The organism is Porphyromonas uenonis 60-3, from assembly GCF_000174775.1.
GTDB lineage: Bacteria > Bacteroidota > Bacteroidia > Bacteroidales > Porphyromonadaceae > Porphyromonas > Porphyromonas uenonis_A.
In genome coordinates, this window is record NZ_ACLR01000088.1 from 70,248 (window position 1) to 82,366 (window position 12,119).

The 12,119-nt window shown below is 56.2% G+C and carries 13 protein-coding genes; all 13 read left to right on the forward strand.

Annotation, left to right across the window (positions count from 1 at the left end):
• Positions 1–34: 34 nt before the first annotated feature.
• A complete protein-coding gene (locus tag PORUE0001_RS02555; protein ID WP_007364892.1) occupies positions 35–508 on the forward strand; it encodes a DUF3127 domain-containing protein in 474 nt (157 codons plus the stop codon).
• Between the two features lie 19 nt (positions 509–527).
• Positions 528–1,007 (forward strand): 23S rRNA (pseudouridine(1915)-N(3))-methyltransferase RlmH, encoded by a 480-nt coding sequence (locus PORUE0001_RS02560; RefSeq protein WP_007364912.1) that lies wholly within the window; start codon positions 528–530, stop codon positions 1,005–1,007.
• A 13-nt stretch (positions 1,008–1,020) separates the two neighbouring features.
• Entirely contained in the window at positions 1,021–1,374 is a 354-nt protein-coding gene (locus tag PORUE0001_RS02565) for a PAS domain-containing protein (protein WP_007364914.1), read from the forward strand.
• A 2-nt stretch (positions 1,375–1,376) separates the two neighbouring features.
• Entirely contained in the window at positions 1,377–1,601 is a 225-nt protein-coding gene (locus PORUE0001_RS02570; protein ID WP_007364915.1) for a hypothetical protein, read from the forward strand.
• A 21-nt stretch (positions 1,602–1,622) separates the two neighbouring features.
• Positions 1,623–2,558, forward strand: coding sequence for a type I phosphomannose isomerase catalytic subunit (locus tag PORUE0001_RS02575; protein ID WP_007364876.1), 936 nt, complete (start codon positions 1,623–1,625; stop codon positions 2,556–2,558).
• On the forward strand, positions 2,555–3,166 hold the full coding sequence (locus tag PORUE0001_RS02580) for a DUF3109 family protein (protein WP_007364877.1): 612 nt from the start codon (positions 2,555–2,557) through the stop codon (positions 3,164–3,166). The genes PORUE0001_RS02575 and PORUE0001_RS02580 overlap by 4 nt, the downstream gene beginning before the upstream one ends.
• 17 nt (positions 3,167–3,183) lie before the next feature.
• The gene (locus PORUE0001_RS02585) at positions 3,184–4,557 is read left to right on the forward strand and encodes a hypothetical protein (protein WP_007364901.1); all 1,374 of its coding nucleotides are present in this window, start codon (positions 3,184–3,186) and stop codon (positions 4,555–4,557) included.
• Complete coding sequence (locus PORUE0001_RS02590; protein WP_007364854.1) at positions 4,544–5,803, forward strand: GDSL-type esterase/lipase family protein; 1,260 nt, start codon at positions 4,544–4,546, stop codon at positions 5,801–5,803. Before PORUE0001_RS02585 ends, PORUE0001_RS02590 begins: the two co-directional genes overlap by 14 nt.
• A gap of 4 nt (positions 5,804–5,807) precedes the next feature.
• Positions 5,808–7,334, forward strand: coding sequence for an MBOAT family O-acyltransferase (locus PORUE0001_RS02595; RefSeq protein WP_007364856.1), 1,527 nt, complete (start codon positions 5,808–5,810; stop codon positions 7,332–7,334).
• A gap of 381 nt (positions 7,335–7,715) precedes the next feature.
• A complete protein-coding gene (locus PORUE0001_RS02600) occupies positions 7,716–10,094 on the forward strand; it encodes a trypsin-like serine peptidase (RefSeq protein ID WP_100067364.1) in 2,379 nt (792 codons plus the stop codon).
• A gap of 38 nt (positions 10,095–10,132) precedes the next feature.
• Positions 10,133–10,975, forward strand: a complete 843-nt coding sequence (locus tag PORUE0001_RS02605) for a fumarate hydratase (RefSeq protein ID WP_007364869.1) — start codon at positions 10,133–10,135, stop codon at positions 10,973–10,975.
• A gap of 11 nt (positions 10,976–10,986) precedes the next feature.
• On the forward strand, positions 10,987–11,544 hold the full coding sequence (locus tag PORUE0001_RS02610) for a Fe-S-containing hydro-lyase (RefSeq protein ID WP_007364878.1): 558 nt from the start codon (positions 10,987–10,989) through the stop codon (positions 11,542–11,544).
• Between the two features lie 175 nt (positions 11,545–11,719).
• A partial coding sequence (locus tag PORUE0001_RS02615; RefSeq protein ID WP_007364884.1) for a glycogen/starch synthase occupies positions 11,720–12,119 on the forward strand: 400 nt, incomplete at its 3' end.

Sequence of the window (12,119 nt, forward strand, 5' to 3'; positions counted from 1 at the left end):
ACCGACTAATAACTAAATAACTTATAGACTAGATATGGACAGCAATAATAATCGCCCCAACCCACTCATCGCAAGAGGCACCGTGATACGCATCCTCCCCGTACAGGAGGGGGTCAGTAAGTCGGGCAACGCTTGGCGCAAGGGCGCTTTTGTCATTGAGACTGAAGCTCAGTATCCACGTACCATCTGCTTCAACATTTGGAATAATCGTATTGACGAGTTTCCGCTGACGGAGGGTGACCTGGTTGAGGTTCGCTTTGACGTAGAGAGCCGTGAGTATATGGAGCGCTGGTACACAGACGTGACCGCTTACAGTGTCTCTAAGGTAGACCAGACAGCAGCCGCTGCTCCAGAGGCTGATCCCTTTGCGGGCAAAGCTCCTTACGTAGAGAGTGCCGCTCCTAGCACGGGCTTCGCTTCGCAAGCTCCTGAGGCTGGCGCGCAGAATCAGTTTGGCGGATCCTTTGACCCAGCCGCTGGAGACAACGCTGACGACCTACCTTTCTAAGAGTTAGCCTTACATATTTATGCGTACGACACTCCTCGTAGTGGGTGAGACCTCTTCGCCAGAGCTACACCGCCTTATCGAGGAGTATCGGCAGCGCATCGGGGGGTATATACCCTTTGATCTAGAGGTGCTACCCGACCCTAAGCGGCGTAAGCAGCAAGCCTCCATAGCTAATCAGCAACAGGCGACCTGCGAGGCGATCGCATCCGTGATCGCACCGAGTGATCTGGTGGTCCTGCTGGATGAGCGTGGCAAGGAGTACACGAGCCGTCAGTGGGCGGAGCAGCTACAGCGCTATATGAATAGCGGTGCCAAGCGACTCCTCCTAGTGGTGGGCGGACCTTATGGCTTCACGCCTGAGTTCAAGCAGCGCTACGGACAGCAAGCTTGGTCGCTCAGTCGCTTGACGCTGACGCATGAGATGGTGCGTCTCTTTGCTGTCGAGCAGATCTACCGAGCCTGCACGATACTACGGGGAGAGCCTTACCATCACGACTAATTGATACAATCGCATGATACCATTCTTTGAAGAGGCAGACGTAGCGGTCACGATCTGTGACCGTGAGGGACGCATTATAGAGATGAACGAGCAGTCTCGTCAGGTCAATCTCAAACCTGGTCAAAGCTTGATCGGCAAGAATGTCCTCGACTGCCACCCCGAGCCTGCACGCTCGATGCTGGCCAACATGATGGAGCACCAGACGAAGCATGTCTACACCATCACAAAGGGAGACAAGAAGAAGCTCATCTACCAGATCCCCTGGTACGAAAATGGAGAGTACGCTGGCTTTATGGAGCTCTCGATGATCATCCCCCACGAGATGGCGCACTACGTACGTCAGGTGCCTCCCGAGAAGAAAGCTTAGCTATGTTTCGCAGAGACCGCATCAAGCTTTACTTCCTCCTCATCTGGTGGATCGCCCTCAACGTGTGGGTATGGATCCTACAGCGCACCCCCTTTGACTGGATTCGTGTCGGCTCCAGTATAGGCACGCTCGTGGTGATCGCTCTCCTCGCCTGGATATGGCATCAGCGCTACCGCACCGAGCAGAAGCGCCGTGCGGAGGAGCAACCAGAGGACGAAGTGGAGTAGTGCCGTCGGCTTATTTATAATATGTCTCGTAAGCTCACACCCATTCGCTGTACACCCCAATACTATCACAAGATATGGGGTGGCGGTCGCCTGGCCCCTACAGGAGGGGACCAGCAGGTCGGTGAGGTGTGGCTACTCTCGGCGCTCGCAGGACAGGAGACACCTACTGAGGGGGACGACTACGAGGAAGCTTCGCTAGATGCTTTGGTCGCGCGCTATGGCGATCGCTTACTAGGACAAGGACAGACGGCACGTTGCGGAGGCGCTTTCCCCTTATTGATCAAACTACTGGACGCTGCGACCGACCTCTCGGTGCAGGTGCACCCATCACCACAGGAGGGTGGCAAAGATGAGATCTGGTACTTCCTAGAGACGGAGCCGACGAGCCGTATATGCCTCGGACTGACCGAACCGATGAGCGCCGACGCCCTGCGAGACATCACCAAGCGCGCTACGCTGATGGACTACCTTCACTGGGAGCCAGTGAGGACTGGCGAAGCGATCGCTCTACCAGCTGGCACGATCCACGCACTCGGTGCGGGGACGATGCTCATCGAGGTGCAGGACACGAGCGACATTACCTACCGCCTCTACGACTACGACCGAGTAGACGACGAGGGCTCCAAGAGGACGCTACACATTGACGAGGCGCTGCGCAGTGCCACGCTAGAGCCACATCGGCTGGACGCTCGCCACTTGCCTCTCGGCACGCCACACTTCGTCTGTCGCGAGGTGACGGCTAAGCCAGAACTCTCTCAAACCATCACGACAGACGGGGCGAGCTGTGCAATCCTCGTGGGCATCTCAGGAACTCTTGCGCTATGCGATGGCGAAAGTGAAGCGTGGCAACTCGCTCCCCACGAAGCTTTACTAATCCCCGCCGAGACGCTCCCGCTGAGCGTGGCTCCAGGCGATGGCAAAGCACTGATGATAACCTTAACGCCAGCAGAGCTGTGATACAGATTGACGACAAGGTGGTGAGCTTCGAGATCCTCGAGGAGTACTTTGCCTGCGACTACGCTGTATGCCGTGGCGCTTGTTGTGTGCATGGCGATGCGGGTCCTCCAGCCACAGCGCGAGAGTGCCAAAGCTACCGACGCCACCTCTCGCTCCTTGAGCCACACCTAGCCCCCGAAGCGCGTGAGGTACTTCATCATCAAGGGGTCAGCTACATTGATATTACTGGTGAACAGGTTCTCTCTATAGTCAACGATGAGAACTGCGCCTTCACGCTCCACCCCACGCCTTCCGAAGGGGTGCGCTGTGCCATCGAGTGGTACACCTCGACCCATCCCGAGATTCATCTAGAGAAGCCGATCAGTTGTCGCCTTTACCCAATCCGTGTGCGTCAGTTCAAGTACTTCTCCTCCCTCCATTACGACCGCTGGAACATCTGTCAGGCTGCCGTAGAGCGAGGGCGCAAGCTCGGCATCAAGGTCTACCAGTTCGTTCGTGAGCCTCTGATCGCAGCCTTTGGGGCACCCTTTTACGATCAGCTCGTTGAGGCGGACAAGTTGCTCCAAGAGGCACGACGCAAAGAGGCTGAGAGCCAAGCCAAGCGTTGATAGGCTTTCTATAGCTCATGAAAAGAAGGAATCATCTCTATCGTAGCTTCGGGCTACTACTCATTGGCGGGCTACTAGCGTACGGACTATCGGAGCTACTCGTCGCTCTCGGACCAATCGCTGGCTATCAGTTCAAGGAGTTCAACCCGCTGAGCGACCTCCTCGACACGACGGCAAACCAGTCGTACGAGACGCTCTCCATACCATTGCGGACGGCAAACGATACGACCGCTACGGAGCTCCACTCCGCCGACTCTACGAATAGCAAAGGCGTGACGACAGACACCCTTACACCGCTAGAGCTCTCCAGTCGTCTGATGGATTACTCCGAGGGGCAGAGTGCGTTGCGTCGTCTCCGTGCGGCCCTGCGGGAGGGACGATCTAGGAGCGTACGGATCGCTTTCGTCGGTGACTCCTTTATCGAGGGAGACATCTTGGTGGCGCCCTTTCGTCAGGCACTCCAGCAGAGGTATGGTGGCAAAGGCGTCGGCTACGTCCCGCTCACCTCGACCGTGGCGCGCTTTAGGCAAAGCATCCAGCAACGCTTCGAGGGAGCTTGGCGACAAACATTGGCTAGTAAAAGCAACTCCCGAACGCTCTTCACACTCTCCGAAACCTTTGCCACAGCTACCGCCAGCGCCTCCACAAGCTACAAGCTAACCAATGCCGATCGTGTCACGCTCCACTACGTCAGCGACACGATCCCCGTCGCCATCACCTACGGCATCAACGGAGGCGAGCGTCAGCACGTTGAGTTGCCCGCCAGTCACGGAGCCCTGGCCGAGTACACCTTCCCGCACGGTGCGGTCAAGCAGTTTGAGCTAGCTACTGGTGGTGGCGATGGCACACGCTTCTATGGCGTCTGCTTCGACGGTATGACAGGTATCTCTGTGGACAACTACAGCCTCCGTGGCTCCTCAGGTACTAAGCTCACAGCTGTCTCCTCAGCCCTGACGTCACAGCTCTCACGCTTCCGACCCTACGACCTGATCATCCTCTCCTATGGGCTCAACGTGCTAAGCCCTAAGGACAATAACGACAGCTACGAGTGGTACTACGATGCCATGGCTAAGAGCATCGAGCATATCCAGCAGCTCTACCCACACGCCACCATCCTCCTCATGTCCCTCTCCGACCGCGCCACGCTCCACGAGGGCGAGATCCATCCGCTCAATGGGGTGGCTCGGGTGCTCCGCATACAGCACCGTCTAGCGCAGCGCTACGGTCTCCTCTTTTGGAATACGCATGAGGCGATGGCTTCGCTCGGTGGCATCAAAGGCTTTGTGGATAAAGGCTGGGCCGCAAAAGACTACACGCACATCTCCATGGCGGGCGGTACGCAGCTCGCCAAGCTACTCACTGCAGACTTGATAGGCGATGAGAGCAAATAGAGTGATACGTATCATCTGTACCCTCGTCGGGAGCCTGCTCCTCTTGGCGCAGACGCTCTTGGCACAAAGGGCGCCACAACTCGTAGCCCCCGATGGGTACCTCGATCAGCTTTGGTCCGCTTGTGACCAGGCGAAGGCTACCGCACAGACCGTCTCAGTCATCCACCTTGGCGATTCGCACGTACAGGCGGGACACTTCACAAAACCGATTCGCAAGAGCTTTGCGCAGCGCTGGGGCGATGGCGGGATCGGCTGGGTCGCACCCTTTCGTCTGCTGGGTACCAATCCGCCTATCCATACCAATGTACGCGCCTCCTCTGCTGGTACCTCGGGCATTAAGATCACAGAAAGAGACTACGATCGTGAGAGCCCCACGGGGATGGTACTGCAAACTAAGGAAAGCGGTGACATCACCTACACCTTCCAGTGTGGTGGCGGTCAAACCTTCGACCGCATCGTCATCTATCGCCAGCGGGAGACGGGACCCTTCACCTTGTCTGGCGATAGCCTCCGCACGCTTGCTCAGGACACCTTGACTAGAGAGCCTATCGTCACCGACACGCTCCTCGTGGGTCGCTACGTTAGCTCGGCAGAGGTGACTGCGCCCGCCTCGGCAGTCTGGTATGGCGCCAGCCTAGAGCGCAGTAGTGGTGGCGTGCTCGTCCATACTATCGGCTACAATGGTGCCACCTACTACACTTATGGCAAGGGCTCCTTCGCCAGTTCCGTCGCCATCCTGCGCCCTCGGCTGATCATCCTCTCGCTGGGAACCAATGAATCGGTCTCAAGAAGCTTCAGTCGTAACGGCTTTGGTGCAGAGGTCGCACGAATGGTTCAAAGCCTCCGAGCGAGCAATCCCGACTGCGCCATCGTCCTCACCTCGCCTCTGGCCAACTATCAGAGGATCCGCACAGCCCACAAGAGGCGTCGTGGCAAGCGTAGACGTCGTCGCACCGTCTACCGCACTACTTACCGTGCTAATACCAATTGTCAGCTTGTTGCTGACGAGTTGCAGCAGCAAGCTCGCGAGCTCGGTTGTGGCTATATCGATCTCTTCGCCCACTTCGGCGGAGCTGCGGGAGCCGGACAGTTGCTCTCCGATGGCATCCTCTCAGGAGACCGCGTCCACCTGACCGCTGCTGGCTATAATAAGGTAGGAGAGGCCATAGCAACTGCCCTCCAAGCCAACTATGAGCAGTGGTGCCAGCGCGACACACACGTTACCCCTCAAGCCTCCGAAGACTAATCGTATGCTCACCCCCTATCTCTCACGAGCTGCCGAGCTACTCACCTACGATAGCGCAGCTCCGATGCTCTTCAATAGTGGACTCTTTCTAGTCCTCTTCCTGCTCTTCCTACCACTCTACTACCTACTGCGTAGGCTTACCTTGGCGCGGATCATCTATGTGGTCTGCTTCTCGCTCTTCTTCTACTACAAGAGCAGTGGCTACTACGCGCTCATCCTCATCATGACCGCCACGGTCGACTTCATCATCGGCCACCTCATAGCGGGCACTCCTGAGCGCAAAGTCAAGCGACGCTGGCTCATCCTCTCCCTCTGCTTCAACCTCGGAATGCTTGGATACTTTAAGTATACCAACTTCCTCCTGGAGCTCTTCACTCCGCTCGTACAGTGGATCGGAGGATTGGTAGGAGTCAGCGAAATGACCGCCACACAGCTAGGTCCGCTAGACATCTTCCTCCCCGTCGGCATCTCCTTCTTCACCTTCCAGTCGCTCAGCTACGTCATCGACATCTACCGCGGCGAGATACGCCCGCTGAGACGCTGGGTGGATTACCTCTTTTACGTCTCCTTCTTTCCCCAACTCGTGGCGGGACCTATTGTACGTGCCAAAGACTTTATCCCGCAGATCTATAGACCGATACGAGTCACCCAGCAAGAGTTTGGCGAGGGGCTCTTCCTGATCCTCTCGGGGCTCATCAAGAAGGCTATCATCTCCGACTATATCTCTCTCAACTTCGTGGACCGTGTCTTCGACGCCCCCACCCTCTACAGTGGCTTCGAAAACCTCATGGCCATCTACGGCTACGCCCTGCAGATCTACTGCGACTTCTCCGGCTACTCCGATATGGCTATCGGCATAGCCCTCTGGCTCGGATTTCGCTTCAATATCAACTTTGACTCGCCCTATCGCTCCGCCACCATCACCGAGTTCTGGCGACGCTGGCACATCTCCCTCTCCTCCTGGCTGCGGGACTACCTCTACATACCGCTCGGGGGCAGTCGTCGTGGTCGTCTGCGCACCTATCTCAACCTCCTCGTCACGATGCTCCTGGGTGGGCTGTGGCACGGAGCTAGCCTGCGCTTCATCCTCTGGGGCGGTATGCACGGTGTCGCGCTCGCCCTGCACAAGCTCTATATGCAGATCTGCCCATGGGCACGCCTTGACGGAGCCTCCATGGGACGCTTCAGACGCTACCTCGGGATGATCCTCACCTTCCACTTCGTCTGCTTCGCCTGGATCTTCTTCCGCATGCCGACGATGGAGGGCATCGGGCAAATGTTTGAGATGATACGGTATGAGTTTCACCCTGAGATCATCCCGCAATTCATCGAGGGCTACTGGCTCGTCGTGACGCTCATCGTGTTAGGCTTCGTAGCGCACTTCATCCCGCAGCGCACCTTCCGACCTCTCGAGCGTAGCATCAGTCGTATGCCACTCATCGGTCAGGCGCTTCTCTTCGCCCTCGTCGTGTTGCTCGTCGTCCAGTTCCAAAGTAGCGGCGTGCAGCCCTTCATCTACTTCCAGTTCTAGCCAGCAGCTGACAGCCGATCACCGCCACTCAGCCCACACCCCCGAGGAAATCGAAAATGCCTCGGTAGAAAACGGAAATCCTCCACGGAGGAATAAAAAAAATCTTCCGAACTTTGATTTGCTTCTTCCGAAGTTTCATTTCATTCTTCCGAACTTTTATTTCCCGGCTCCGTGGGGAAATTTCGTTTCCTCACTGGAGATTTCCGATTTCCTCGGGAGAAGAGAGTCGAGAGGTTAGAAGATAGAGGTTAGAGATTAGAAATTGGAGCCATCTGAATGATTAGATCTCTAGCTTCTATATTCTAACCTCTAATCACATGTAAAGCTCTGCTTGTGCGAGTTTATTTGTACCTTTGAGAGAATATCTCTCGGAATATCCCTATGAATAGACTTGATATGGCTCTGGCGACGACGGCTTGGCGTCGCTTCGCACAGCGCTCCTGTGTGGGTTTCCTATCCTATGGCAGGTGTGTGTGCCTCTCTCTCGCTACGCTCCTGCTGGCTCTGCCTGCTGTGGCTCAGCTTGCGACGCCGATCCCCGCAACTATAGCGACGGATCTGAGCGAGCGTCACGCTACGCTACGTAATGCCCAGGAGGCTTACTCGCTACATGCGGTCTCTCGCACGGAACCGGTGAGCACACTACGACAGCAAGAGGAGACGGCTTCGTCGGGGCTACGACTCCTAGAGCTACCCGCTGTGGAGTATCGTCAGCTACCCGAGAGCCAGCTGTGGGGTGAGTGGATCACGACCGCTTCGGGCGAGCGAGCTTGGCGAGGTGCCTTGCAGCTTGAAGAGGCTGGCTGGAATACGCTTTACTTTGGCAACTACCAGCTGAGCCGTGGCGATATGCTGATCATTGCAAATGAAGCAGGCGAGGTGCGAGGTGCTTTTACCGAGGCAAACAATGTCGCCTCCCATAGCCTCACGACTGCGCCACTCTATGGCGAGCGTTTGACCATATATTACTATCCTGCTTCTAGTCAGGAGGAGTCGCTCCCGTGGCGACTAGAGGGGATTACGACGGCTCTGCTCTCTGCCATCGGTGAGGAGCTACCGCTCCCAAACGGTAATCATAGCGGGTCTGGTGGTTCGCCATGGTTTATAGTTAAGGGGCTGGAGTGCGCCGAGTCCACGGTCTTGCACCCTGAGGTGGAGCGCATCGCTCGCAGTGAACTGATGCTGGTGGTGCGTGGCAAAGCTTTTTGCTCAGGCACCCTACTCAACAACAGCCGCCAAGATGGGGATGCGCTCGTCCTGACCGCTGCCCACTGTCTCAATGCCAACTATTCTTGTCGTGACCTCAAGTATGTGCGTCAGAGTGCAGAGCAGACGCTCTTTTACTTCAACTACTTTAGCCCTACGGGCGATCCACTTATCAATGGTATCGAGGAGCAGACGCTAGCGGGTGCTGAGCTACTGGCTTACAATGAGGAGCACGACATGTGTCTGCTCCGCATCACGGGCGTTCGTCCTGATGTGCCTCAAGGCAAATGCGCTATACCGCCCAGCTATCGTCCTTACTTCGCTGGGTGGAATGCTAATCGCAACTTCCCTGCGCCTGTCATTGGCATCCATCACCCACAAGCCTCTGTACGTCGCTACAACAGAGCGGATGAGAAGCCCACGCTGGAGAGCTACGAGATATCTTCCCTGCCGATACGATGGATTGACTCTCATCTGTATATCAAGAAGTGGAATGCAGGGACGACGGCACCTGGCTCTTCGGGCTCAGGACTCTTTGACAAGAATCATCACCTCATCGGGGCTCTCTCTGGGGGAAACTCTTACTGCCATGCTCCCTATCAGGACTATTACTACGCTCTGAGCGAAGTCTTCACGGGCTACTCGGACGACAAGTGCCTAGAGCCTCACCTAGCTCCAGGGAGAGAGCAGAAGATAATGGAGGGGCTAGATCCCTTTGCTGACAATCCTCCGATGCGTCTCTCGCATCAGCTCTACAGCCCGATGCGTGACGACGTCGCTATACGCAGTGCCGATGACGCTATACAAGGGGTTGCCGTGCGCTACGATATAGACACGTCGGTGCAGTACCTCGGCTCTGTACTCGTCCTAGGCGCTATGCAGAGGTGGATGCCAGTGACGCTCTCCATCTATGCTGATGAAGGTGGCAAGCCTGGCAAGAGACTTTACCAGCAATCTCTGACCAATCCCTCCTATATGTTGGTGCGTGGCAGTGAAAAAGCTCCGAAAGCTAGAGTCTTAAGAGATGCTTTCCAAGCCTTCTTCCCCGTGCAGGAGGGCGAGACTCTGCAGCTCTCTGCGGGAACGTACTACGTAGCCCTCGAGGGTAGCGCTGGAGAGCCCCTATCGCTGCCTTTACTCCTGAGCAAAGCACAGTCACACGACATTCCCTATGCGTGGCATCTCGTCGGCTCTAGCTGGCAGCCCGCACAGCTAGGCGGAGCGCCTTACTTGGGACACTACTGGGTTGATCCAATCGTCCTCGGTCAGCTCAAGGCAAATGGGACTAACTCGGTCCTTATGACTGACGAACCTCGTATCATACTGGAGGGCGAGCGTCTACAGATCATACTGCCCACCTCTTGGCTGGAAGGTCGTACCCCTATAGAGCTAAGTCTGTACAGTAGCTCGGGGCAACGGGTGCTGACAGCGCCTTTGACCTATAGCTCCTCATATCTACAGCTGAGTGACTATGCCTTAGAGAGCGGGGTCTACATCCTACATCTTGCGGGAGGCGAATGCGAGCAGTACAGCTGTAAGCTCATTTGCCCATAACTACTTAACTAGACAGTTTACTTACACACTTAACAGATATGCGTACAATATCCTCTACAGCCATCACAGACTTGGTGGAGAAGCTTTGCATAGAGGCTTGTGTCAACCTTTCGCCCGACATCGAGGCTGCTATGCAGCAAGGTGCCAAGCAGGATCGCTCGCCTCTAGCACGAAACGTACTGAACACGATCATCGAAAACGTTCACATAGCGCGCAGTGAGCGTGCTCCCATGTGCCAAGATACGGGCATGACCGTCATCTTCGTTGACATGGGACAGGATCTGCACGTCGAGGGTGATCTGATCGAAGACGCTATCAACGAGGGCGTCCGCAGAGGCTACACCCACGGCTACCTGCGTAAGTCGGTCGTGAGCGATCCGATACATCGACACAACACAGGCGACAACACGCCCGCCGTCATCCATTACCGCATCGTGCCAGGAGATCAAATGCACATCACGGTCGCTCCCAAGGGCTTCGGCAGTGAAAACAAGAGCGCTCTCTCGATGCTTACACCAAGCCAAGGAGTAGCAGGCATCAAGCAGTTTGTCCTCGACACCATCTCGCACGCTGGGGGCAACCCTTGTCCGCCGATCATCGTCGGCATCGGCATCGGTGGTACGATGGAGCGCTCCGCTGAGCTGGCAAAGCGCGCTCTACTACGTCCTATCGGTGAGCGTCATCCCGATCCTGCCGTGGCTGAGATCGAGGAGGAGCTACTCCAAGAGATCAATAAGATGGGCATCGGTCCAGCTGGCTTCGGTGGAGACACCACAGCCCTAGCCGTCGCCATCAATACGGGTGCGACACACATTGCTGGCTTGCCCGTAGCGGTCAATATCAGTTGCCACGCCACGCGTCACGCTGAGGGTACACTATAATATATAGAGACATGGAAGAGAAGAAGATACTCAGAGCCCCCTTTACGACAGAGATGATTACGCCGCTTAGAGCGGGAGATATGTGCTACATCTCGGGGACTATATACACAGCACGTGACGCAGCGCATCTGCGTCTTGTCGAGATGCTGAAGCGAGGCGAGGAGATGCCCTTTGACTTTGAGGGGCAGGTTGTCTACTACGCGGGTCCTTGCCCAGCTAAGCCTGGACAACCTATCGGCTCCGTCGGTCCCACCACGGGAGGGCGAATGGATGCCTATTCACCCACGCTCATAGCGCACGGCTTGCGTGTGATGATCGGCAAGGGCTTGCGTAGCCCCGAGGTCGTTGACGCGATCAAGCAATACAAGGGCGTTTACTTTGCCGCTATCGGTGGGGCAGCCGCTCTGATGGGCAAGTGTGTCAAGGAGGCCGAGGTGATTGCCTTCGACGACCTAGGCCCCGAAGCGATCCGCAAGCTACGTGTCGAGGAGCTCCCCGTCATCGTTGCCGTAGATAGTCTCGGAGGAGACGTCTACTCGCTCGGTCGCTCGCAGTACGCCCGTCGCTAGCACCTAGGCTGCGACGTACGCTTGGTAATAACCTGTCGAATGAGTGGAGCCTCGGTCCCTCATTCGGCAGGTTTTTCGTGTTTAGGAGCTGAGATCAGGGCTAGTTAAACGATAGGAGACTGGGCGGTGTCGCTGTTTTTCACTATCTTTGTAGGGAACGAAAGTAAATCACACTATGGCTGCCAAAGACAAGAAAGTACTCTACATCTCTCAGGAGATATATCCCTACCTCCCAGAGAGTGATCTCGCACATGTCGCTCGTTACCTCCCAGAGCATATACAGAATGCGGGAAATGACGTACGTATCTTCATGCCACGCTACGGCCTAGTCAATGAGCGGCGCAACCAACTTCACGAGGTGATCCGTCTGTCGGGTATCAACGTCATCGTCGATGACTACGACCACCCGCTCGTCATCAAGGTCGCCTCGATCCCATCTACACGCATACAGGTTTACTTCATTGATAATGCGGATCTCTTCGGACGCAAGAGCCTCTTCGGCCCGCCCTCTGAGGGAGCGCCTAGTGACAATGCGGATCGCAGCATCTTCTTCATCCGAGGCGTCCTGGAGGCGA

Excerpts from the sequence above, each read along its gene's own strand:
- PORUE0001_RS02555 (WP_007364892.1), top strand. The coding sequence starts at position 35 with ATGGACAGCAATAATAATCGCCCCAACCCACTCATCGCAAGAGGCACC.
- PORUE0001_RS02595 (WP_007364856.1), top strand. The coding sequence starts at position 5,808 with ATGCTCACCCCCTATCTCTCACGAGCTGCCGAGCTACTCACCTACGAT.
- PORUE0001_RS02570 (WP_007364915.1), top strand. The coding sequence starts at position 1,377 with ATGTTTCGCAGAGACCGCATCAAGCTTTACTTCCTCCTCATCTGGTGG.
- PORUE0001_RS02560 (WP_007364912.1), top strand. The coding sequence starts at position 528 with ATGCGTACGACACTCCTCGTAGTGGGTGAGACCTCTTCGCCAGAGCTA.
- PORUE0001_RS02585 (WP_007364901.1), top strand. The coding sequence starts at position 3,184 with ATGAAAAGAAGGAATCATCTCTATCGTAGCTTCGGGCTACTACTCATT.
- PORUE0001_RS02605 (WP_007364869.1), top strand. The coding sequence starts at position 10,133 with ATGCGTACAATATCCTCTACAGCCATCACAGACTTGGTGGAGAAGCTT.
- PORUE0001_RS02565 (WP_007364914.1), top strand. The coding sequence starts at position 1,021 with ATGATACCATTCTTTGAAGAGGCAGACGTAGCGGTCACGATCTGTGAC.
- PORUE0001_RS02610 (WP_007364878.1), top strand. The coding sequence starts at position 10,987 with ATGGAAGAGAAGAAGATACTCAGAGCCCCCTTTACGACAGAGATGATT.
- PORUE0001_RS02600 (WP_100067364.1), top strand. The coding sequence starts at position 7,716 with ATGAATAGACTTGATATGGCTCTGGCGACGACGGCTTGGCGTCGCTTC.
- PORUE0001_RS02575 (WP_007364876.1), top strand. The coding sequence starts at position 1,623 with ATGTCTCGTAAGCTCACACCCATTCGCTGTACACCCCAATACTATCAC.
- PORUE0001_RS02590 (WP_007364854.1), top strand. The coding sequence starts at position 4,544 with ATGAGAGCAAATAGAGTGATACGTATCATCTGTACCCTCGTCGGGAGC.